Here is a 21,462-nt window from a genome sequence, read left to right on the forward strand (position 1 = left end):
ATGGTTGGGGAGGTTACCAACCAAAAAGAATATAAGGTGATATGATGGAAAGATTCGTTTGGAAACCGAATATGTCTCTAGCGACGCCGCTGTATAAACAAATAGAAACGTATATAAAAGAAAGGATCGTTAATGGAGAATGGACCGTTGGAACAAAATTACCTTCACAAAGAGATTTGGCCCATACATTTGGTGTGAATCGAAGCACAATTGTAATGGCTTTCGATGAACTAGTTGCGAAGGGATATATTGAAGGGAATGGCAGGAAAGGAACAATTGTTGTAAATAATAATGAGAATGCTTCAACTTACGCACCCCCGCCTAATTGGCAGTCTTATGTAGAAACAGGAGTTCATTATCCGAATCTCCCAGCTATTCAAGAGATTAATCAAGCTGAATTTTATCCACATGTAATTCGGTTAGGAACAGGTGAGCTCGCGCCGAGTCTCTTACCTGAGACAAAGATGAAAGAAATTATGAATAAGCTTTTAAAGTCAAATGTGACGCTTGGGTATGAAGAGCCGAAAGGAAATCTTTATTTAAGGGAAAAGATTTCCGAATACTTAAAGGGGCATGGTGTATATGTATCTCCTGACTCTATATTAATTGTTTCGGGAGCAATTCAAGCGCTGCAACTTATTTCTATGGGGCTTCTTTCGAAAGGGGCATCAATCTTATTAGAGAAACCATCCTATTTATATTCACTTAATGTTTTTCAATCAGCAGGAATACGTTTAATTGGAATCCCAATGGATGAGAGTGGCTTACATCCATCATTTATTGAGAAATATAAGAAGCAATTTAATGCCTCTATTTTATATACAATTCCGTCTTTTCATAATCCGACGAATTTTAGTATGGATACTAAGAGGCGAAAAGAAATAATGGAAGTATGTAATGAAATTGGATTACCTATTATAGAGGACGCAGTGTATCAAGACTTATGGTTTGATGCACCTTGTTCAAAACCTTTAAAAGCCTATGATAAAAATGGAATCGTATTACATATTGGAAGCATGTCCAAAGTAATTAGTCCAGGTTTAAGAATTGGATGGATTGTTGGACCCGAGCCAGTAATTCAAAGATTGTCAGACATAAAAATGCAAACAGATTATGGTTCAAGCTCTATATCCCAGCAAATTGCAGCAGAGTGGTTTACAAATGGTCTATATGATGAGCATTTACGATTTGTAAGAAGTGAATTGAAAAAACGAAGAGATTTTATGTTACTAATGTTAGATAAATATCTTCGTGAAATAGCAACTTGGCATGAATCAACAGGTGGGTTTTATATATGGGTACATATAAAAGTACCCATTTCATATCGTAGTTTATTTGATAAAGCTCTGCGAGAAAAGGTTTTATTAAACCCAGGTACTTTGTATGATAGAAGTGCAAATCAATTTTTGCGCCTATCATATTCATATGCAACGTTAGAAGAAATTGAAATAGGTATAAAAAAACTTGCACAACTAATGAAAAAGTAAGAGGAGAAAGTCATGAAACAATATGTAATTTGCCAAATGATTGGTGGACATAAATACTTAGCTGCTTATGCGGAGACGAAGCAAGAGGCGATTGAAAAAGCAGAACTGTTAGGATTAAGAACGGGAAATCGTTACATAGTTATTACTGCAGAAGAAGCCGAAGGGTTAACGTATCCTTAAACAATGTACGAGATTATATAGGAAGTAAATAAGCCTAGTAATATAAGAAATTACTAGGCTTATTTACTATTAGGTTGTTAAACGTTCTCGTATTTATATGCAAAGTAATAATATTATGAGTCAAGTTGACGGAAGAATCGATTTGTCTTTCGGTCTTGATTCCCTTTTCTATATTCATCAATATATTGCCTAAAGTTCCAAGCTTGTAAAAATTTATTAGCAGAGTTATAGCCAGAATTGTAAAGCCATTCTTTTTCTTCCTTTGTCAGTTCAAAATTAGTACTTGTAATCGTTCCTGTTGGAATTGTAATGGTTCTTGCTTTTGATTCCTTATCTAAATGACGTAAATCATGGGCTTGCATCATTGTTTTAAATAGTCCTTTGAACATGGAAATAGGCTCGTTATAGCGAGCAGGGTCAGCTTGAATTTCATCCTTTACAAAATGAAATCCGAAAGTCGGCCAGCGAGGAGCGGTAGGTGAATCGAAGATCCAAATTGGATAATTACTTAGAATTCCTCCATCAACCATATAACAAGGCTGCTTCCATTTTGGAGTTCTCCATTTTACGGGTTCAAAGAAGAAGGGGATTGTACTACTCATTCTTACCGCTTTAGCAATAGAGAAGCGATAATTTAAAAATCCGTAGTTTGGTAAGTCGTCAGGAAAGACAACCATTTTACCATTACTAATATCAGAGGCGATGATTTTGAGTTTGTTTAGATCTGGTAAATCAGTAAATAAATGAACACCTTTTTTTCGAAGTAATTCTTCAATCCATTCTTCTATAAATACATTAGAGTATATACCTAGAGTAGTCCATGCACTTAGTCCCTTACCGATAAAAGGAATTCTATCAATAAAAGTTCTTTTCATAAATTTATTATAATCAATATCAGTTATAATCGTTTTTAACTCTGAACAAGAATATCCTGCCGCTAGGAGCGCTGCAATAATCGAACCAGCCGATGTACCAGCTACACGTTCCCATTCATAACCTTTTTCGGCTAACGCGCAAATTGCCCCAACATGCGCAATACCGCGCACACCGCCTCCTTCAAAAACACCATCAATCTTCATTAAACATACTTCCTTTCGAATAAAAGATTTGGAAATGGCAAAAAAGCACGTATTGTACGTGCTTTTTTGCAATAGTTTTTAAGTTTACTAGCAGCCTACAAAGCCGCCCCAACAACTAGCTCCGATGATGATTAGAAGGATAAATAAAACGATTAATAAAGCGAAACCTCCGTAACCACAACCGCCGCCACCACCGTATCCGTAACCACAGCAACTATATCCGTAACCCATGTGGAATTCCTCCTTATATTTAAAAATGAACGAGGGGAAAATGTACTGGAAGAACTAAAGAATTATCGTGTTTGTAGGAACAATGTATAGTATGCTTATTTAAACTTGTTCGCGTACGAAGGATAAGCCCGTTTTTTGGAGGCTTGTTGATTTTGTAAAGAATGAAGTATAATCTTTGTACTAAGATACAAATAAGTATGTAAATGTAAGGAGAATTTATGAATAAAAAAATTGAAGTATTAATTGATAAATATGAACTAACACACTTGAAAGAGGAACTTATTAATACTATATTTCCTTGTATAAAAGTTGTGCCAAAGCAGCAGGAAACTGTTGCGATAGGTAGTTCGAAAATGGGGGGATTTCCAGATTTACCAGCTTTATTTGAATATCCAAAGCATAAAGGAAATCCACTACAATTTATCGCGCAATTTAACTTAAGTGATTTACAAAATGTTGGTATGGATCACAATCTTCCTAAAACGGGGATGCTGTATTTCTTTTGCATTGAAAATTATTTTGAAGAAAATGTGAACCTAACAGAAGCTGGGCATGTACTTTATTATGATATTCCTGTAGAGCAATTACGAAGAGAAAATCAAATACAAGCGAAATATAACCAGTGTGCAATTACTTTTGAACTGACATACAAATTACCAGAACTTTTCATTGAAGATGAGGCTGATTCAGATCATTTCTTGCAATTACTTGAAGAGCTAATTCCGGATAACTACGATAACCATCAAATGTTTGGTGAGCCATTCTCTGTACAAGAAGAAGTGTTATATGAGACAGGAGAATATATGGGAGTAGACCCGCAGCAAATGACTCTTTTATTCCAAATTGATTCAGATCATAAAAATTGTAATATGGTTTGGGGAGAACTAGGAATGCTATATTTCTGCATTAGTAATGAAGATTTGAAAAATCGACGTTTTGAAAATACATGCTGCGTATTACAAACTTGCTAATTCACATAAAAAGGTTGTTCTTTTTAAAAGAACAACCTTTTTATGTGAATTAGTTAATATGCATAATCTCATATGACCTATACGAAAAAGTATTGTATACTCTGAAACTATACGATACTTTTTCGTATAGTTATAGAATATAAGGAGTGACAAGATGGGAAAGACAAGTAAGTATGTGACAGCTGCCGCACTTTGTTCAACTATAGTAATGGGAGGCTTACAAGCGTCATCTGTATCTTATGCAGCTACAAATCCGACTACAGTGACAGCACAATCAGATGTAAAGTTATTAGATGATTTCAGAAAAGAATTAAAAAAACAGATTGATAATCGAGAAGAAAATATTACAATCACATATAAAACAAAAGATAGAAATGCTAGAAATATTATGGATCAATTGTATGGTGAGTTTAATAAAATTGTAGATGCTGATGAGTATGTAAAATATAATGTAGCGTCTACTAGATATTCTATTAAAGGAATGCCAGGGGACTATACGTTTACACTGCAAGTAAAATACCGTGAATCAAAAGAACAAACTCAATATGTAAAAGCTCAGACGAAAGCAATTGTTGGATCAATTGTAAAACCAGGGATGGATGAGCATGAGAAAGTAAAAGCTATTCACGATTACGTTGTTAAGCATGTGTCTTATGATACGTCTTATCAAGCGTATACGGCATATGAAGCATTAGCGAATCGTTCTGCCGTTTGCCAAGGATATACACTATTAACGTATGAGTTGTTAAAAGAGGCAGGTATTCAAAATCATATTGTAACAGGCACAGGAAACGGACAAGCTCACGCGTGGAATTTAGTAAACATTGAAAACAAATGGTATCACCTAGATACTACATTTGATGATCCAGTACCAGATAAAGCAGGGCGTGTAACTTACTCATATTTTAATATGTCTGACGAACAGTTAAGTAAAGATCACGACTGGGATCGTAGTAAATATCCAGCAGCAACTACAAGTTATTTTGGTGAATTAACAAATAAAATAAAAGCTGGTAGCTCAAAAACTGTCGTATATGAGCAAATGTTAAAAGAAACAAATTTACAATACTTATCTGCGGAATACGGAGCAGAAAATTATAATGAATTTAAGAAAAAGTTACAGCAACAGTTTGCAGCCAAACCAGAAAAAGTAGAAGTACGATATAAGCAGTCCATGGATGGAGCGATGCAAGATATAAAGAAAGTATTAAATGAAATAAATTGGCCAAAAGGTGCAAAGCGTGTGTCTTATCAAGTAGCACCATATAGTGCAATGGCCGGTTATTCATTAGCGACAATTACATTTACGTATTAAGTAATGAGAAAGAGCATCTGTAAAAGATGCTCTTTTTATATTTGTTGTTTAATTTAAAAAATTGTTAATTATGTGATAAAATAAAAAGGAGAAGATGTGAATGCTGAATGAACTTGTTCGAAAGTAATATATTTACATTGATATATACTTGTTTAGTAATCAGACTTATCGTTTTGTTTTTCATATCATTTACTTTGTTTATTAGAAGAGTATTACAAAGCAGCGCTGCAAAGAAACACTATGTAATTAATATGAACCAGAAGCTAGATCGAATTATTGAGTTGCTTGAAAAAGATAAGAAATAGTGATAGAAGTATGAAAAGGGGAAAGAGAATGGCCAACTATATAAAAGAATTACGTGAAAAAGTAGGGCATGATTATGTTTTCTTAAATTTTGCCGGTGGTTGTGTATTTAATAAAGAGGGAGAAGTATTATTGCAAAAAAGAGGAGACTTTAACGCTTGGGGATTTCCAGGTGGCGCAATGGAGATAGGAGAATCGGCTGCGGAAACTGCGATTCGAGAAATAAAAGAAGAAACCGGGTATGATGTAGAAATAAATGAGCTTATTGGAGTGTATACAAAATATTTTCAATCATATCCAAATGGAGATAAGGCACAGTCAATTGTGATGTGTTTTTCATGCTCAATAGTTGGAGGCGACAAAAAAGTAGATGGTGATGAAACGTTAGATTTGAAGTTTTTCCCGTTAGACGACATGCCACCGTTATTTTGTAAACAACATGAAGATTGCTTGCAAGATTTATTGGAGAAAAGAGTAGGGGTATATCGCTAACATAAAAAAAGAAGCTAAAAGATTAGCTTCTTTTTTTATGTTCTATTTCCACCAATCATCAAACATTGACGCTGGTACTTGTCTTTTATGCTCACTTACTGTGTAACGTTTTTCAATTTTCTCTGCAACGTCAGCTGGAACTGCTTTACCTTCTAAATAATCATCTAATTGATCATAAGTAATACCTAACTCTGTTTCATCAGCTTGACCCGGTTTTTCATCTAATAAATCAGCTGTTGGCATTTTTAAGTACAGTCGCTCGTCTGCACCTAACTCTTGTAATAATGCACGTCCCTGGCGCTTCGTTAATCCCGTTAATGGTAATAAATCTGCACCACCATCTCCGAATTTTGTAAAGAACCCTGTTACAGCTTCTGCAGCGTGATCTGTTCCGATAACAAGTAGCCCTTTTTGTCCACCAATTGCATATTGTGTAACCATACGGATACGAGCTTTCACGTTACCTTTATTGAAATCAGTTAATGATTCACCTAATAAGTTCTCGTATTGATTTGAAAAAGCATCAACGGTTGAAGCGATATCAAATGCAGTTGATTGATCAGCTTGAATAAATTGTAACGCTAATTGTGCGTCATCTTCATCCTTTTGTACTTTATAAGGAAGACGTACAGCGATAAACGTTGCGTTACCACCTTCGTTACGAATTTCTTCAACTGCAAGTTGTGCTAAGCGTCCTGCTAATGTAGAGTCTTGGCCGCCGCTAATCCCAAGTACAAATCCTTTTGCACCTGTTTTTTTTACATAATCTTTTAAGAAATCAACTCGTTTACGAATTTCAACTTTTGGATCAATTACAGGCTGAACATGTAATGCTTTCATAATCTGTTCTTGTAATGTCATTATATTTTCCTCCTATTCATATTAAAGCGGTAAAAAAAATTATGTATTATATTGGTACATACTTCTATCCTTTATTATTTCGCAAAACTAACGAATATACAATAGGATGTGTGTATGAATATGAATGTAGTCATTATAAATAAAGTACTACGCATAATCAATTTTTTTAAACCTTTCAAAAATGTAAGGTTTTTGTCATTTGAATCGATGGAAGGTATTTCCGTACTTTACTAATATAAAAACATAGTTAGTAGAAAGAAGGGCGGAGAAGTAATATGAACATTAGAGAACTCGCATATCGGAATGTAACGCGAAATAGACGGACATACTCAGCCTATTTTTTAAGTAGTGCATTTGCAATTATGGCCTTTTTTGTGTATTCATTTTTTGCGTTTCATCCGGCATTAAGTGCAGGAGAATTGGGGCAGTACGTATTCGTAAGTATGTCTTTTGCACAGTCTATTATTTACTTATTTACATTCTTCTTTATTTTATATTCGATGGGAATGTTTTTAAAAACGAGAAAGCGTGAGCTAGGAATTTTAATGATGCTAGGTATGACGAAATATCAATTAAAGCGTCTTATCTTTTTTGAAAATATTATGATTGGAATAGGGGCAATTATTTTTGGTATTCTTTCAGGTATGTTATTTTCAGGGGTATTACTATTTGTCGCCCCGATGATATTAAAACTAGATATCTCCTTATCCTATTACATACCGATGAAAGCAATTGTTGTAACGAGTATTATGTTTTTCATATTATTTATGATCATATCATTGTTTAGTGCAGGAATGATTCGTAAAAATAAAATTATGAAGTTGTTTAGAGGATCAGCAGAGGCAAAACCGGAACCGAAAGCATCAATCATTTCTTCAATATTAGCAGTAGTGTTGCTTAGTGCTGGCTATATAGGAGCTCTTCTATCGCATGGCGCAATGGTATTTATTATGATGATTCCTGTTACAACGGTAGTTACTATTGGGACGTATTTGTTGTACAAGCAGCTGAGTGTCTTTATTATTCGATTATGTAAAAAAAGTAAACGTTTCTATTGGACACAGACTAATATTATTACGTTATCAGATTTAGCGTATCGCATGAGAGATAACGCAAGAATGTTCTTTATTGTAACCATTATTTCTACTGTAGCATTTTCAGCAATAGGGACATTAGTTGGCTTCGCATCCATGACGAAAGGGATAATGGAGAGACCAATTGCGTTTCATTACCATTCTAAGCAAGGGAATAGTAACGAATCACAACATATACAAATGATTGACAAAGGATTAAAGAAACATAATATAGCAGCTTCAAAAACTAATATTTCGACAAAGAAAACGGAGGAACAGTCGTTAAGAAGCGCCACTTTTATAAAAGAATCAGACTATAAGGAATATGCAAAGTTAACAGGAGAACCATTTAATACTGTAGCAAATAAAGAGGTTGTATTTTTGTCAGCTAATATACCAGGGCCGGCGATGAAAGAAAGAAAAGAAATTACTTTACCCAATATGAATGAACATTTAAAGGTGAAAAAAGTTACTTCATCTTCATTGGGGAAAATATTAAGAGGAAATGTTTATGTAATCTCTAATAATCAATATGATTCATTACAAGATGGATTTATAGAGACAAAAGATTATATGTATAAAACTGAAAGAATGAAAGATGAGATTGAAATTGGTAAAGAGCTTACGCATCAAATTAAACCGCATCAAGAACATTCAACGTTTAGTGCGGAAGAGTACGAACAAAACCAAAGTTTACAAATTGCAGGACCGATTTTATTTGTAGGTTTCTTTATTGGTATAGTATTTTTCGTTTGCGCAGGAAGTTTCCTTTACTTCCGTTTATTCTCCGATTTGGAGGATGATGTTCGCTTGTTCGAAATGATTCGAAAAGTTGGATTGACGAGTGGGGAATTATCGAAGGTAGTTACAATTCGATTGGCGCTTTTATTCTTCGTTCCAATTGGTGTTGCAACATTACATGGGGCAGTAGCCTTAACGGCGTTAGGGCAAATGTTTGAGTACTCATTGTTTAAAGAAAATACAGTTGTATTAAGTATTTTCATAGGTATTCAAGTTGTATACTTCTTACTTATAAGATCCCGTTATGTAAAACAATTGAAAGAGAGATTACGTATGCATTAAATGTGTTTTTTTAACTCGAGTACAAAATTTTCTAAAAAGAGGCAAGTATTGTCAAAAAGTGATAAAATGGAAAAAGCGAGGTGGAAAAATTAATAGAGAGTAAGGGGGGAGAACTATGAAAGCAACAGGAGTTATTCGAAAAGTAGACGAATTAGGACGAATTGTTATCCCTAAAGAATTACGCGATGTATTGGGAATACAAATCAAATCACCGCTTGAAATTTTTGTAGAAGCAGATAAAATCATTTTGCAAAAATATCAACCTTACAATGCTTGCCAAATCACAGGTGATGTTTCAGAACAGAACATATCATTAGCAAATGGAAATATTACTGTTGGGATAGAGGGAGCGGAATATTTAGTAAAAGAAATAGAAAAGTTTTTAAACAAGAGTGAGGTTTAGTCTTAATTTATATTATTTTTCAAATTACATATCATTTTTTTAAAAGACTGTAAGAGGACCATTAATTGGTCCTCTTATTTTGGTTATTAGTTGAACGACACGGGCTGTTACTTCCTACAAATCATAGGGGAAATAAAAAAGTAGTATAGAGTTAGTTAATGATGTTGAGAAATATTTGAAAAGAAGGAAAACAAAAAGAATAAAACGAATGTTACATTTACAAGTATTCAAAAGTGGTCTGAAATGAAAATAATACATTTTCAGGAGGGATTACGATGAGTAGTACAGTGAATAAGCAAAAAGGTATACAATTGATTCCGTTTACCGTAAATAAGGTGGTAGAGCAAGTAAATGAAATTCCACCAGGTGTACAACTGATTCACGCTCCACAAGTATGGGAAAAGAGTGTGAAGGGGCAAGATGTAGTCGTTGCCGTATTAGATACAGGGTGTGATACCAATCATATAGATTTAAAGGATCGTATTATCGGCGGAAGAAATTTCACAAAAGATTATGAAGCTGATCCAAATGTGTATCTTGATAATAACGGACATGGTACTCATGTAGCGGGCACGATTGCTGCGACTGAAAATGGTGTCGGTGTATTGGGAGTTGCACCACTTGCTAAAATGTTAGTATTAAAAGTTTTAGCGGGAGATGGTTCTGGAAGTTATGAGCAAATTATTGAGGCAATTCATTATGCTGTAAATTGGAGAGGGCCGAATCAAGAGAAAGTGAGAATTATTTCAATGTCACTTGGTGGTCCGCAAGATGTTCCAGAATTACATGAAGCAATTCAAAATGCGGTAAATCAGGATGTTCTCGTTGTATGTGCTGCTGGAAATAATGGAGATTGCGATGATGAAACAGAGGAATTAGATTTCCCAGGTGCTTATTCTGAGGTAATTGAAGTTGGTGCTGTTAATTTAGAGCGGAAGATTACATGTTTTAGTAATTCAAATCAAGAAATTGATCTAGTAGCGCCAGGTGATGAAATATTATCTACGTATCCAGATGGGAAATATGCTGTGTTAAGTGGAACTTCCATGGCGACGCCGCATGTTGCTGGAGCGCTCGCCTTGCTCATTAAACAGTGTGAGAAAGAATATGGTCGAAAGTTATCGGAGCCGGAAATATATGCACAACTCATTAAAAGAACTGTACCTTTAGGGTACGAACGTACATCTGAAGGAAATGGATTAATAGATTTATTAAAAGAATAGCCATATTAAAAAACATCTCATATTCATATGAGATGTTTTTTAATATGGCTCTGTCGCATGTAATACAACTTGTAACAAACCTGGGAATCTAGCATTTAAATCTTCTTCACGAATTGAAATGAAACGTTGTGTTCCTTCAAGGCGCGTGTACATAACACCTGACTCACGTAAAACTTTGAAATGGTGAGATAAAGTTGATTTCGCAATAGGAATGTTTAAAGCTCCACAAGATTGTTCGTTTTTCTCTAGTAACATATTTACAATTTGTAAACGAATTTGATCGCTAAGTGCATATAAGACAGAAGAAAATTGAATTTCTTCTCGATTTGGATGATAGAGTGTACGCATATTTCACCTGCTTGTATAAGTTGAGATATTTGCACTATAACATATAAAGTGGTATATTTCTATTGTTCGAATATATTAGAACAATAGAAATATAGGGGGAGAAGAAATGAAGTATACAAAATTGCAAAAGGCAGGATTAAATATTTCAAAGTTGGGTTTAGGTACAAATGCAGTAGGGGGACATAATTTATATGCTGATGTGAATGAAGAAGAAGGAAAGCAATTAGTAGAAGAAGCTATTCAGCAAGGGATTACATTTTTTGATACAGCAGATTCATATGGTGTCGGTAGATCTGAGGAAATGGTAGGAGAAGTATTAAAGGGAAAACGCCATAAGCTTATACTTGCTACAAAAGGTGGAATTCAACCGTTATTAAATGGAGAAACTTATATTAACAATGAACCAAGTTATTTAAGAAATGCTGTGGAGAATAGCTTAAGAAGGTTACAGACTGATTATATTGATTTATATTATTTGCATTTTACAAATTCTGAAACAAGTTACATAGATTCAATCGGAGAGCTTACTCGTTTAAAAGAAGAAGGGAAAATTCGTTCAATTGGAATATCGAACGTAAACATAGAACAATTAAAAGAAGCGAACCAACATGGTCATATAGATGTTGTACAATCTCCGTACAATATGTTAGAACGTACGGCTGAGGAAGAACTGTTGCCGTATTGTATAGAAGCGGGTATTTCATTTATTCCATATGGGCCTCTTGCTTTTGGAATATTAGGCGGAAAATATACAGAAGATTTTAAATTGAACAAAGTCGATTGGCGCCAAAATGTAAATCTATTTGAAGAAAATACATATAAGAGTAATTTTAAGAAAGTGGAAAAGTTAAAAGGGCTAGCTAAAGAAAATCATATTGAAGTGTCTCATTTAGCGTTAGCATGGTTATTAAATAAAGAAGGAATTGATACAGTTATACCTGGTGGAAAGCGGGCAGAGCAAATAAGAGAAAGTGTGAAAGCGGTAGACGTTTCATTGAATAAAAGAGTCATGAAAGAAATCCAATCTATTTTAGAAGATTAGTGAAACAGAGGGATAGTACCCTCTGTTTATATAAGGAGAAGGTCTAAATGAATAGAGTACTAGCTGTATTTTTCACGATAATGTTTATGATCGGTACAGATACTTTCTTAATTTCACCACTGTTGCCGACATTACAACAGGTGTATCATGTTTCAACCGAGTTGTCAGGATGGATGGTGAGTTCGTATGCTTTAGGGTATGCTGGATTTGCGCTTATTGCTGGTCCTATATCAGATGGATTAAACAGAAAAAAAGTGATGGTACTAGGTATGAGTTTTTTTGCAATAAGTACGTTTTTGTGTGGAATTGCACCGAGTTTTTTATGGATGCTAACATTTAGATTTTTAGCAGGTGTAAGTGCAGCTTTTGTATCTCCACAAGTGTGGGCATCCATTCCGCTCCTTATAGAGAAAAAGCAAATTGTGAAAGCAATTGGGGTTGCAACAGCAGGGTTATCAATCTCTCAAATTTTAGGGCTGCCAATGGGAGCTTATTTAGCAACGATACATTATACGATGCCATTCTACTTCATTGGTATATTATCAGCACTACTTGTCATTCTTATTTATGTTGTATTACCAGAAATACAACCGGTTTATATAAGTGGAAATAAAAAATCTATCTTAAAGCGTTATAAACAATTACTTACAGATTCAAAGGTTTCACTTTCCTATTTTGCCTACTTTATTTTTCAAACCGGAAATTTTGCTGCATTTTCATTCTTTGGTGTATGGCTTTTCGTTCAATTTGGGTTACAGGTTCATGAAGTAGGTACGGCTATGCTTGTACTAGGATTAGGAAATTTAGCTGGTAATATTTTGGGCCCTAGACTCGTAAATAAAATTGGTTACAATTTTTCTTTCTATGGTGGAATTGTATTTACAGCAGTGTTATATGTAATACTCCCTTATTTAAAGAGTATTATATTTGTTGAATTATTTTTCTTTGTTTTATTTTTTGTGACAGGAATTTTGTTTGTATTAATGATGGGACACTTACAAAACATGTCTACTATAGCAAGAGGAACAGGTGCTGCTCTTGCAAATGCCTCGATGTACATTGGCCAAATGATTGGTGCGGCAATAGCAGGAATGTTATTTGCAACATCTCATAATTTTATATTAGTAGGTAGCTTTACTGCGTTATTATATGTTTTAGCTTTATTTCTGTTTAGAAAAAGTGAAAACATTAATAAAGATAATGAAAAAGGAATTGCATCATAAAGTTTTAGTAAATCAAAAAGCACTTTTTGGGTTAAGTCTAAAAGGTACTTTTCTTTTTGATTGCATAGTTGCTGCATTTTCATTATGTATACCTGCATCTTTAATAATTCGTTGTTCAGCTATATTATTGAAAAAGAATTGTAATAAAATTATGGGAAAATAAAAAATCCCTATGGTGATAGGGATTTATATATCGGCATATAGCTCCTCGGAAAAGGATATACCTAGTTTAACATATAGAAGTACTTATATTTGTGAAATAGATGTGAAAGTAATGTGAAAAATATTGTAACAAAAAGCACTGTTTTAGCTAATGTAACTAAAACAGTGCTTTTCTTTTTGATTGAACAGTTGCTGCATTTTCATCATGTATACCTGCATCTTTAATAATTCGTTGTTTTGCTTTATTTAATAGATGGTTCACTGCTTCACCAAAATAGTTAGCTTCGCTTTTTGTGCGGGCTTCTCGTAAACATTTATAGTTTTCTAGCAGTTCCTCTTTTTCGGAGTTTGTTAAGAAATCTTCTATTTTCTTTTTTGTCATACGAAACACCCTTTCTCCTGACAAACGACGCAATAGAAAATATTTATTTCTCATTATAACAATAATTTTAAAAGAAAGTATACACTAACGTCGCAATAATTTGTCAATTTCTTGAATCTTCTCATCAGCTTTCCCAATTTGCGTATTTTTAGCCTGTTCGCCACCAAGAGCTTGATGTAGTAAGAAAGTTTGACCGGAAATAGCAGTTACAATGGATACTTTTATAATTTCTTTTATTGCGGTGACATCGAATAAAACGAGTCCGAGAAGTGCGGCTAGGCTACCGGTAAAAATATCAGTTAAAAATCCAAAATGAAAAAATGTTTTCAAACGGCGTGGAAGCAATAACTTACCTTGGTTATTGATTAGATGGGAAACGAAGCCAGTAATGCCACCAACGAGAACAGCGGTTAGCCATTGATACATTTCCATCGAATCCACTCCTTTTAGTGAATAAGATTCGATTATTTTATATTGATTCCTTTTAATATTTCATATAAGCATATTGAGAAAGTTTGTTTGGGTATATTTTGTATTCAATTTAATTATAACAGAAAATTCCGATAGATTTCAGTCTATTATATGAATCATTTTTACAATAATATGAATGCAGAAAGGGGTGCGTGATATGAATATAGATTATCGAATAAGAAGTGTAGATGGTTATACAAAAAAAATAGGGGAATTAGTAAGCATGCTTGAGCATACGAGAGCTGTAACATTAGGCGAAGTAAGAAATTTATCAGTTGAGCAATTAGATTTAATTATGCAGAGTAGCGGGAATTCAATTGGTGCCTTATTAAAACATATAGCAGCTATTGAAAAAGTTCATCAGCTTATTTCATTTCAAGATCGTGACTTTACAAAAGAAGAATTAGAAATATGGGAAGATGCACTGTATTTAGGGGAAGCGGGTAGAGCAATCCGTGGTCATGAAATACAGTATTATGTACAACTTCTACAAAGTGTTCGAGAAGAATCTCTGAAGTATTTAAGTGAACAAGGTGATGAGTGGCTCATGTCAGAAAGAAAGTGGCCTAACGGTGTAGTATATAACCAGCACTATCTTTGGTTTCATGTGCTAGAAGATGAAATTAGTCACTGAGGACAAATTAGAATGCTCAAAAACAAGTTATTTGAAAATTACGTTAAATGATGTAGCTTTTTATAGGAGAATTCCATATAATGAGAGTAATTAAAATAAGAACGGGGTGATGTGTTATGGCGAAAATAACTTATATGAATAATAAACCAAATACAAAGGTGGATGGAAAGGGCGAAACGATATAAGTGAGCGCACTATCCTTCCACTTAGCTAAAACTAGGGAGGATATCAATTTGAATCAAAATATTTTAGAATCGTATGGCTGGGATTCTTTTTTTGAGGAACAAGCTGTAGAGAAATTTGAAGTAGGTCGTATTTTACTTGAGCATAAGCATATATATCGCATTATTTGTAACGATGGTGAATATATGGCAGAACTGTCTGGGAAGTTTCGGCATGAAGCAGTAACGAAGGGAGATTATCCAGCTGTTGGTGATTGGGTGTATATAAAGAAAATAGAGAATGAAAAGAAAGCTATCATTCATAGTATTTTTCCGAGAAGAAGCTCTTTTTCTAGACAAGAGGCTGGTACTCGAACGGAAGAACAAGTAATAGCAGCGAATGTAGATTATCTATTTTTAGTGAATGCACTTAACCATGATTTTAATGTAAGAAGAATGGAACGTTATTTACTTTTAGCGTATGAAAGCGGTGCAATGCCTGTAATTGTTTTAACAAAGAGTAGTTTATGTGAGGACATGGAACAGAAAATTGTTGAAACGGAAGCTGTGGCAATTGGTGTTCCAATCTTCGTCGTTGATAGTTTAGAGCATACTGGTATTGAATCGTTGCAGCAATTTGTTTCTTCAGGGAAAACAATTGCTTTAGTCGGATCATCCGGTGTTGGGAAATCCACTTTGTTAAATGCACTTATAGGAATTGAAGTAGCAAAAACGGGAGATATTCGTGAGGAAGATAGTAAAGGAAGACATACGACAACTCATCGTGAATTGTTCCGATTACCGAGTGGTAGTTTAGTTATTGATACTCCCGGCATGAGGGAATTGCAACTTTGGGAAGGAAGCGAAGCGATTCAAACAACATTCTCTGATATTGAAAAACTCGCGACAACATGCCGTTTTCGTGATTGTAAGCATGAGAATGAACCAGGATGCGCGGTGCATAGTGCAATTGATAACGGACTTATTACGATAGATCGTTTGAAAAGCTATAAAAAATTACAAAGAGAACTGGCGTATTTTATGAGAAGACAAGATGCAATCCTTGCCAGAGCAGAGCGTGATAAGTGGAAAAAGCTTTCTAAACAACATAAAAAAATGTAAAAACCAAAGGGTGCCCTTTGGTTTTTTCTATTTGTAAATTTTATAATAATATTATTTATATATATAGACAAAGAGAAATTAATTGTTTAAACTTTACAAAGTATTCATCATAATAGGTTATGAAAATAATAATTAGGGATTGGGAAATATTAATAATTAACTCAATTTAACTTTTAAATTTGAAAATTAGGAGGTTCATAATGGGTAAACTATTAAATTTGTTTCGTGATATGAAAGTAGCAAAAAAGCTATTAATTTCATTCTTTGTAATTTTAATTGCGGCTGTGTCTATTATCGGAGGCATGTCTTATCAAACAGCCAAAAAGAATTTTGAATCACAAATTAAGAGTAGTGCCAACGACAATATAAAAATACTGGATAATTTAATCAATCAAATGATTGATGCAAAATTTAATGATGTGAATAATTTTGCACGGGTGATTCAGGGGAATATGTATCAAGGAGATAATCAGGATGAATTAAGAAAAATATTATCTCAATATATAAATTTAAATAAAGATGTTGAACAAGTATATGTTGCCGGAAATGATAAAAAATTTGTGCAAGAACCAAATATACAAATGGCAGCAGATTATGATCCAACAGCACGACCTTGGTATAAAGATGCAGTGGCAAAACAAGGTGGTATTGTTGTTACTGAGCCGTATAAGGCAAAAGGAAATGGACATATTGTCGTAACAATCGCAAAACAAACAGAAGATAAAAATGGGGTTGTTGCGCTAGATTTAAGTTTAGATAATTTATTAAAAACATCAAAGTTAATTAATATTGGTAAAAAAGGATATGCCTTCATTTTAGATGGAAAGCAAAAAATAATTGCTCATCCACAAGAAAAATCAGGAGAAAAAGCGGCTGATTCTTGGGCAAAGAAAATTTATGAAGATAATCACGGTGCTTTTTCATATTCTTATGGTGGTAGTGAAAAGAATATGGTATTTGCTACAAATGTAAAAACAGGTTGGAAAATTGGTGGGACTATGTACTCAAGTGAAGTAATTGAAGCTGCTCAACCTGTATTTTATAATATGTTAATTGTTATGCTTATCTCATTAGTAATAGGTGGAGCACTTATTTATTTTGTAACACTTTCAATTACGAAGCCTTTAAAGAGATTAGTTGTTACCTCTAAAGAAATAAGTGAAGGGGATTTAACGCAAACAATTGAAATTCATTCTAATGATGAAATCGGCCAACTTGCTAAAGGCTTTAATGAGATGACGAATTCGTTACGGACGTTAATCGGAAGAATTAACGATTCAGCTGGGCATGTTGCAGCGGCATCAGAAGAGCTAACTGCAAGTGTAAGGCAAGCAAGTGAAGCGACTGAGCAAATTACAATCGCAATGGATGAAATATCAAGTGGGGCAACGACGCAAACAACAAGCGTAGAAAATGGTGCTATGTTGCTATTTGATGTAACGGAAGGAATTCAGCATGTAGCAAATAGTTCATCATCTATTAATACGGCTTCCGCACATACTCGTGAAAAAGCAGAAGATGGTGGGAAACTAGTAGGAAGAACAGTAAACCAGATGCAGTCTATTGCAGAATCTGTGTCACAATCAGATGCAGTTATACAATTACTAAATAATAAATCAAAACAAATTGGTGATATTTTAGAAGTAATTCAAAATATTGCAGATCAAACAAACCTTCTAGCTCTAAATGCGGCGATTGAAGCTGCAAGAGCCGGTGAGCATGGAAGAGGTTTTGCGATTGTTGCAGATGAAGTACGTAAATTGGCAGAGCAGTCTAGCGTATCTTCTAGTGAAATTAGTAAATTAATATGTGAAATACAAGATGATATGGGTAAGACAGTCAAATCTATGAATCATGTAAATGAGGAAGTTCAATCTGGACTTGTTATCGCAAATGAAACGAAGCAAAACTTTGCTGAAATTTTACAATCTACAAATGAAATAGCTAATCAAATTAAGACGATGGTTGAAACGGCTAATGGAATGTCAAAAGGGGCAAATGAAGTATCTATTTCGGTAGGACAAATTGCAATGACAGCACAAAATAATGCAACAAGCACACAAAATGTTGCGGCTTCAGCTGAAGAACAGCTAGCTTCGATGGAGGAAATTGGATCCGCAGCGGGCACGTTATCTCAAATGGCTGAAGAGTTACAAGGACTAATTGACAGATTTAAAGTTTAACAGAGAACAGGCTGTCCCTAAAATAGAAGTATGTATTGGGAGAGTCTGTTTTATTATGTAAATTTAAATGTGGGATGTAGAGTCCTCTTATGACGTTTAAAATGGTATTTTGCATAATATTTGTCGAAAAATAGAGGTATTTGTTAGCTTTGTGTATAATTGTTAACCTATAGAATACAAATAAAAGGAGAGTATTATGGGAGTGTACTGGGGGACAAAAAGACATTCTTGGCTTAGTTACGTTTCATTTTGGCTAAGTATTTCATTTTTTATTGTTTTTCTAATTGAAGTGTTTATATTAAAAACACTTTCGAATAGCTCGGTGCAAATTGTTAAATATTTTTATTTTATACTTGTGCCAGTAAATATTTTTCTTAGTTTAAAGTTACTATTTAAGAAGAATGAAAAGAAAGCGTTACCTATTTTTAGTTTCATTGTCTCATTATTATTCGCAATTTTAATAATCGTATTAGTTTTAGCAGCTATAGGGAAGTTCTTTTAAGGGGAGTGGTATAAGTCACTCTCCTTTTTTATTTGTGTTAGTCTTACTATATGTAAAAGTGTGAATGCTGTAAGCTAATAAAAGCGGACAGTAGAGAATATTTGCATTGATTAAAGTCTGATGTTATTTGAACTTGTAAGAGAGTATGGAGTAATGAGGTAATATACATAATAATGGAGATAGAATTAGTTGTTTTATAAGTATGTATGAAGCAAATGAATACGGTAAGAACGGTGATATATGGTACAATAGCTATGGATAGTGATAGAGATAAAGGGTATATAAAATACTCATCGTTTTTAGTAAGAGAGGGGTTATCTTATGCTATACGAGGATTTGGAGACATTATTTCAAACAGCTCCGAAAGAAGATAGAGGCGGATGGAAATATATAATCCAAGAACAAAATGATACATATAAAATTGTTGATGAAATTCTGAAAAATCAAATGAGTGTCGAATTGTATTTTAATGAATACGATGAGGTGAAAATCACTTTATATAAAGATGGAATTCCCATTACGACTATGCAAAGAATTGCGATTTCAAAAGTTGAATTAGACGAAGATGAAGAGGGTATTCACTTTGTTTTAGAGCGCATGCCTAGTCGAATGATTCGGTTGCAATTAAAGCCATATTTAGCATTAGAAATGGGGCCGTACTGGGAAGTATGTGATGATTGTGAATGAACATAAAAAAGCATCCAATAACATGGATGCTTTTTTATGTTTTTTGAAGTTGTTTAAATGCAATGATTGGAAGTATAACAATACTTACCCATCCGATGATAGGATATAGAATGTGAAGTAAGTCACTGTAACCGATGTAACTAAAGCAATAACTAATTAGTAAAATAAAGAAAATAATATTGTTATTTTTCCACCCAGTAATAGATTGCATCTGTTTTGTCATTCCGAACACATTACCAACTAAAGTTGTGAAAACTTCACCGAAAATAATGAGAACGAAGAAGAAGTGAAAAGTTGCATTAAATCTTCTTATGACTTCAGCCATTGGGATGTTATATTGATAAAATTGATCGACTGATAAGATTGCTAAATGGCTGCATAATAAAATTAAAGAAAGTCCAGCACCCCCTAAAATCCCACCCCAAAAAATGGCTTTTCGATCCTTAACTTCACTGGCTAATGGGACGAGAACACTTTGGGCGAGAGAAAGATTTAAGGCGACATATGTAATAGGGCTAGTAATCCATTTCATATTCCAACTCTCTGCAGGAATAGTGTTATTAATGGAAGGTGTACCGTGAAAAAAGGTTGTAATAGCAAGTCCGATAATAAAAATCATCATAATAGGTACGACAAGTGTATTTACTTCAAAAACACCTTGTAATCCGCGGCTACTTATAATGAGACAAGCGATAACTGTAATGAGAATACCGAGTTGTCTTGGTAAGCGAAGTTGCTCTTCAAATACTGCACCAGCCCCTGATAACATAACGCTCGTTACGCCGAATAAAACGAGTAATAATAATGTGTTTACAACATTCCCAAATACATCCCCAAATAAATATTTGTTAAATTCTTGCGCTGAAAATGCCCCAATTTGCGATGAAAGTAACATCATCTTTGTGCCGAGCCAAATAAAAAAAAATCCACTTACACATATGCCAATTGTCCCATATAATCCATTCACTGTGAAAAATTCAACAATTTCTCGTCCAGTAGCAAATCCAGCTCCAACGACAGTTCCGATATAAGTAGCAGCTACTTTCTTTGCTACTTGCCATTGTTGATTGTCCATGTTATCCCTCTTTCTACTATGATGAGCTTGATGTACTATTATGCATATGTATGAGCTTGGACAATTAGACGTATGAAGTGTTTGAAAAAATACATGAATTAAATGATATTAGGGAAGTATTAAAGGTGTTAAAACTTTGTTACATATAAGCCGATTGTTCGAAAGGAAAGGGAATGTATGGTAAAATGTAATTAGGTTATTAAAAGATAAACATTACAAAATGATAAGAGGAGTGGGTTGTATGAGTACGAAAACAAATGTTGTTGAAGTATTAAACAAGCAGGTAGCAAACTGGAATGTGTTATATGTGAAACTACATAATTATCACTGGTATGTGACAGGGCCACACTTCTTTACATTACATGAGAAATTTGAAGAGTTTTATAATGAAGCTGGAACGTATATTGATGAGTTAGCAGAACGTATTTTAGCTTTAGAAGGTAAACCATTAGCGACAATGAAAGAATATCTCGCAACATCTAGTGTCAGCGAAGGGACAAGCAAAGAATCTGCAGAAGAAATGGTGCAAACATTAGTGAATGATTATTCTGCACTTATTCAAGAATTAAAAGAAGGTATGGAAGTTGCGGGCGAAGCTGGCGATGAAACATCAGCTGACATGTTGTTAGCAATTCATACAACATTAGAACAACATGTATGGATGCTAAGTGCATTCTTAAAATAACGATAAATATATAGAAACCCATTGAAAAATTATTTCAATGGGTTTTTTTATGATTTTTCAGTTTTCTTTTATGCTATAATATAG

The 21,462-nt window shown here is 34.0% G+C and carries 24 protein-coding genes and 1 pseudogene; 18 read left to right on the forward strand and 7 right to left on the reverse strand.

Annotated features, from left to right (window positions below):
• Positions 1-44 precede the first annotated feature (44 nt).
• Positions 45-1,487 (forward strand): aminotransferase-like domain-containing protein, encoded by a 1,443-nt coding sequence (locus tag CN409_RS05140; RefSeq protein WP_086391066.1) that lies wholly within the window; start codon positions 45-47, stop codon positions 1,485-1,487.
• Between the two features lie 12 nt (positions 1,488-1,499).
• The gene (locus CN409_RS05145) at positions 1,500-1,667 is read left to right on the forward strand and encodes a DUF3933 family protein (protein ID WP_000816388.1); all 168 of its coding nucleotides are present in this window, start codon (positions 1,500-1,502) and stop codon (positions 1,665-1,667) included.
• A gap of 113 nt (positions 1,668-1,780) precedes the next feature.
• Here the strand turns inward: CN409_RS05145 and CN409_RS05150 are convergent, their stop codons facing one another.
• Both CN409_RS05150 and CN409_RS05155 read right to left on the reverse strand, forming a co-directional pair.
• Positions 1,781-2,746, reverse strand: coding sequence for a patatin-like phospholipase family protein (locus CN409_RS05150; protein WP_000686798.1), 966 nt, complete (start codon positions 2,744-2,746; stop codon positions 1,781-1,783).
• Positions 2,747-2,833: 87 nt separating this feature from the next.
• Positions 2,834-2,977, reverse strand: a complete 144-nt coding sequence (locus CN409_RS05155; protein WP_000540420.1) for a YjcZ family sporulation protein — start codon at positions 2,975-2,977, stop codon at positions 2,834-2,836.
• A gap of 218 nt (positions 2,978-3,195) precedes the next feature.
• On the opposite strand from CN409_RS05155, the gene CN409_RS05160 reads away from it, so the two are divergent.
• From CN409_RS05160 to CN409_RS05175, 4 genes are all read left to right on the forward strand, one after another.
• Positions 3,196-3,948: a YwqG family protein gene (locus CN409_RS05160; protein ID WP_001034829.1), complete on the forward strand. Its 753-nt coding sequence runs from the start codon at positions 3,196-3,198 to the stop codon at positions 3,946-3,948.
• Positions 3,949-4,102: 154 nt separating this feature from the next.
• The gene (locus tag CN409_RS05165) at positions 4,103-5,263 is read left to right on the forward strand and encodes a transglutaminase domain-containing protein (protein WP_086391065.1); all 1,161 of its coding nucleotides are present in this window, start codon (positions 4,103-4,105) and stop codon (positions 5,261-5,263) included.
• 107 nt (positions 5,264-5,370) lie between these two features.
• A complete protein-coding gene (locus CN409_RS05170; protein ID WP_014894789.1) occupies positions 5,371-5,568 on the forward strand; it encodes a DUF4083 domain-containing protein in 198 nt (65 codons plus the stop codon).
• Positions 5,569-5,596: 28 nt separating this feature from the next.
• Complete coding sequence (locus CN409_RS05175) at positions 5,597-6,058, forward strand: NUDIX hydrolase (protein WP_000024996.1); 462 nt, start codon at positions 5,597-5,599, stop codon at positions 6,056-6,058.
• 42 nt (positions 6,059-6,100) lie between these two features.
• Here CN409_RS05175 and nadE read toward each other — a convergent pair whose 3' ends face one another.
• The gene (gene nadE / locus CN409_RS05180; protein WP_000174897.1) at positions 6,101-6,919 is read right to left on the reverse strand and encodes an ammonia-dependent NAD(+) synthetase; all 819 of its coding nucleotides are present in this window, start codon (positions 6,917-6,919) and stop codon (positions 6,101-6,103) included.
• A gap of 275 nt (positions 6,920-7,194) precedes the next feature.
• Between nadE and CN409_RS05185 the strand changes: the two genes are divergently transcribed.
• From CN409_RS05185 to CN409_RS05195, 3 genes are all read left to right on the forward strand, one after another.
• A complete protein-coding gene (locus CN409_RS05185) occupies positions 7,195-9,075 on the forward strand; it encodes an ABC transporter permease (RefSeq protein ID WP_001025994.1) in 1,881 nt (626 codons plus the stop codon).
• A gap of 115 nt (positions 9,076-9,190) precedes the next feature.
• Positions 9,191-9,478: an AbrB/MazE/SpoVT family DNA-binding domain-containing protein gene (locus tag CN409_RS05190; protein WP_000648324.1), complete on the forward strand. Its 288-nt coding sequence runs from the start codon at positions 9,191-9,193 to the stop codon at positions 9,476-9,478.
• 275 nt (positions 9,479-9,753) lie between these two features.
• Positions 9,754-10,701: a serine protease gene (locus tag CN409_RS05195; protein ID WP_000099758.1), complete on the forward strand. Its 948-nt coding sequence runs from the start codon at positions 9,754-9,756 to the stop codon at positions 10,699-10,701.
• A gap of 39 nt (positions 10,702-10,740) precedes the next feature.
• Here the strand turns inward: CN409_RS05195 and CN409_RS05200 are convergent, their stop codons facing one another.
• Positions 10,741-11,049 (reverse strand): ArsR/SmtB family transcription factor, encoded by a 309-nt coding sequence (locus CN409_RS05200; RefSeq protein WP_001259903.1) that lies wholly within the window; start codon positions 11,047-11,049, stop codon positions 10,741-10,743.
• A gap of 106 nt (positions 11,050-11,155) precedes the next feature.
• Between CN409_RS05200 and CN409_RS05205 the strand changes: the two genes are divergently transcribed.
• The gene (locus tag CN409_RS05205) at positions 11,156-12,091 is read left to right on the forward strand and encodes an aldo/keto reductase (protein WP_000877951.1); all 936 of its coding nucleotides are present in this window, start codon (positions 11,156-11,158) and stop codon (positions 12,089-12,091) included.
• 47 nt (positions 12,092-12,138) lie between these two features.
• Complete coding sequence (locus CN409_RS05210; protein ID WP_001082500.1) at positions 12,139-13,314, forward strand: MFS transporter; 1,176 nt, start codon at positions 12,139-12,141, stop codon at positions 13,312-13,314.
• 319 nt (positions 13,315-13,633) lie between these two features.
• On the opposite strand, the gene CN409_RS05220 is transcribed toward CN409_RS05210, so the two are convergent.
• Positions 13,634-13,858, reverse strand: a complete 225-nt coding sequence (locus tag CN409_RS05220; RefSeq protein WP_000162602.1) for a hypothetical protein — start codon at positions 13,856-13,858, stop codon at positions 13,634-13,636.
• An 84-nt stretch (positions 13,859-13,942) separates the two neighbouring features.
• The gene (locus CN409_RS05225) at positions 13,943-14,290 is read right to left on the reverse strand and encodes a DUF4257 domain-containing protein (RefSeq protein WP_000426317.1); all 348 of its coding nucleotides are present in this window, start codon (positions 14,288-14,290) and stop codon (positions 13,943-13,945) included.
• Positions 14,291-14,486: 196 nt separating this feature from the next.
• Here CN409_RS05225 and CN409_RS05230 point away from each other — a divergent pair, with 196 nt between their 5' ends.
• From CN409_RS05230 to CN409_RS05255, 6 genes and pseudogenes are all read left to right on the forward strand, one after another.
• Entirely contained in the window at positions 14,487-14,963 is a 477-nt protein-coding gene (locus CN409_RS05230) for a mycothiol transferase (RefSeq protein ID WP_001018103.1), read from the forward strand.
• 233 nt (positions 14,964-15,196) lie between these two features.
• Positions 15,197-16,246 carry a ribosome small subunit-dependent GTPase A gene (gene rsgA, locus CN409_RS05235; protein WP_001073085.1) on the forward strand — a complete coding sequence of 350 codons (1,050 nt, stop codon included), beginning with the start codon at positions 15,197-15,199 and terminating at the stop codon, positions 16,244-16,246.
• Positions 16,247-16,548: 302 nt separating this feature from the next.
• Positions 16,549-17,487: pseudogene (locus CN409_RS32745) on the forward strand (HAMP domain-containing protein); the annotation flags it as partial.
• A 123-nt stretch (positions 17,488-17,610) separates the two neighbouring features.
• The gene (locus CN409_RS32750) at positions 17,611-18,429 is read left to right on the forward strand and encodes a methyl-accepting chemotaxis protein (protein ID WP_406741423.1); all 819 of its coding nucleotides are present in this window, start codon (positions 17,611-17,613) and stop codon (positions 18,427-18,429) included.
• A gap of 196 nt (positions 18,430-18,625) precedes the next feature.
• Positions 18,626-18,931: a hypothetical protein gene (locus tag CN409_RS05250; RefSeq protein ID WP_000539571.1), complete on the forward strand. Its 306-nt coding sequence runs from the start codon at positions 18,626-18,628 to the stop codon at positions 18,929-18,931.
• 321 nt (positions 18,932-19,252) lie between these two features.
• Positions 19,253-19,618 (forward strand): DUF3979 family protein, encoded by a 366-nt coding sequence (locus tag CN409_RS05255; protein ID WP_097980841.1) that lies wholly within the window; start codon positions 19,253-19,255, stop codon positions 19,616-19,618.
• A 34-nt stretch (positions 19,619-19,652) separates the two neighbouring features.
• Here CN409_RS05255 and CN409_RS05260 read toward each other — a convergent pair whose 3' ends face one another.
• Complete coding sequence (locus tag CN409_RS05260; RefSeq protein WP_000370209.1) at positions 19,653-20,693, reverse strand: YkvI family membrane protein; 1,041 nt, start codon at positions 20,691-20,693, stop codon at positions 19,653-19,655.
• A 241-nt stretch (positions 20,694-20,934) separates the two neighbouring features.
• Here CN409_RS05260 and CN409_RS05265 point away from each other — a divergent pair, with 241 nt between their 5' ends.
• A complete protein-coding gene (locus CN409_RS05265) occupies positions 20,935-21,378 on the forward strand; it encodes a Dps family protein (protein WP_000105199.1) in 444 nt (147 codons plus the stop codon).
• Positions 21,379-21,462 lie beyond the last annotated feature (84 nt).

It is taken from the genome of Bacillus sp. AFS012607 (assembly GCF_002558005.1).
GTDB classification, from domain to species: Bacteria; Bacillota; Bacilli; order Bacillales; family Bacillaceae_G; genus Bacillus_A; species Bacillus_A thuringiensis_S.

Excerpts from the sequence above, each read along its gene's own strand:
- CN409_RS05140 (WP_086391066.1), top strand. The coding sequence starts at position 45 with ATGGAAAGATTCGTTTGGAAACCGAATATGTCTCTAGCGACGCCGCTG.
- CN409_RS05145 (WP_000816388.1), top strand. The coding sequence starts at position 1,500 with ATGAAACAATATGTAATTTGCCAAATGATTGGTGGACATAAATACTTA.
- CN409_RS05150 (WP_000686798.1), bottom strand. The coding sequence starts at position 2,746 with ATGAAGATTGATGGTGTTTTTGAAGGAGGCGGTGTGCGCGGTATTGCG.
- CN409_RS05155 (WP_000540420.1), bottom strand. The coding sequence starts at position 2,977 with ATGGGTTACGGATATAGTTGCTGTGGTTACGGATACGGTGGTGGCGGC.
- CN409_RS05160 (WP_001034829.1), top strand. The coding sequence starts at position 3,196 with ATGAATAAAAAAATTGAAGTATTAATTGATAAATATGAACTAACACAC.
- CN409_RS05165 (WP_086391065.1), top strand. The coding sequence starts at position 4,103 with ATGGGAAAGACAAGTAAGTATGTGACAGCTGCCGCACTTTGTTCAACT.
- CN409_RS05170 (WP_014894789.1), top strand. The coding sequence starts at position 5,371 with ATGAACTTGTTCGAAAGTAATATATTTACATTGATATATACTTGTTTA.
- CN409_RS05175 (WP_000024996.1), top strand. The coding sequence starts at position 5,597 with ATGGCCAACTATATAAAAGAATTACGTGAAAAAGTAGGGCATGATTAT.
- nadE (WP_000174897.1), bottom strand. The coding sequence starts at position 6,919 with ATGACATTACAAGAACAGATTATGAAAGCATTACATGTTCAGCCTGTA.
- CN409_RS05185 (WP_001025994.1), top strand. The coding sequence starts at position 7,195 with ATGAACATTAGAGAACTCGCATATCGGAATGTAACGCGAAATAGACGG.
- CN409_RS05190 (WP_000648324.1), top strand. The coding sequence starts at position 9,191 with ATGAAAGCAACAGGAGTTATTCGAAAAGTAGACGAATTAGGACGAATT.
- CN409_RS05195 (WP_000099758.1), top strand. The coding sequence starts at position 9,754 with ATGAGTAGTACAGTGAATAAGCAAAAAGGTATACAATTGATTCCGTTT.
- CN409_RS05200 (WP_001259903.1), bottom strand. The coding sequence starts at position 11,049 with ATGCGTACACTCTATCATCCAAATCGAGAAGAAATTCAATTTTCTTCT.
- CN409_RS05205 (WP_000877951.1), top strand. The coding sequence starts at position 11,156 with ATGAAGTATACAAAATTGCAAAAGGCAGGATTAAATATTTCAAAGTTG.
- CN409_RS05210 (WP_001082500.1), top strand. The coding sequence starts at position 12,139 with ATGAATAGAGTACTAGCTGTATTTTTCACGATAATGTTTATGATCGGT.
- CN409_RS05220 (WP_000162602.1), bottom strand. The coding sequence starts at position 13,858 with ATGACAAAAAAGAAAATAGAAGATTTCTTAACAAACTCCGAAAAAGAG.
- CN409_RS05225 (WP_000426317.1), bottom strand. The coding sequence starts at position 14,290 with ATGGAAATGTATCAATGGCTAACCGCTGTTCTCGTTGGTGGCATTACT.
- CN409_RS05230 (WP_001018103.1), top strand. The coding sequence starts at position 14,487 with ATGAATATAGATTATCGAATAAGAAGTGTAGATGGTTATACAAAAAAA.
- CN409_RS32750 (WP_406741423.1), top strand. The coding sequence starts at position 17,611 with ATGGATGAAATATCAAGTGGGGCAACGACGCAAACAACAAGCGTAGAA.
- CN409_RS05250 (WP_000539571.1), top strand. The coding sequence starts at position 18,626 with ATGGGAGTGTACTGGGGGACAAAAAGACATTCTTGGCTTAGTTACGTT.
- CN409_RS05255 (WP_097980841.1), top strand. The coding sequence starts at position 19,253 with ATGCTATACGAGGATTTGGAGACATTATTTCAAACAGCTCCGAAAGAA.
- CN409_RS05260 (WP_000370209.1), bottom strand. The coding sequence starts at position 20,693 with ATGGACAATCAACAATGGCAAGTAGCAAAGAAAGTAGCTGCTACTTAT.
- CN409_RS05265 (WP_000105199.1), top strand. The coding sequence starts at position 20,935 with ATGAGTACGAAAACAAATGTTGTTGAAGTATTAAACAAGCAGGTAGCA.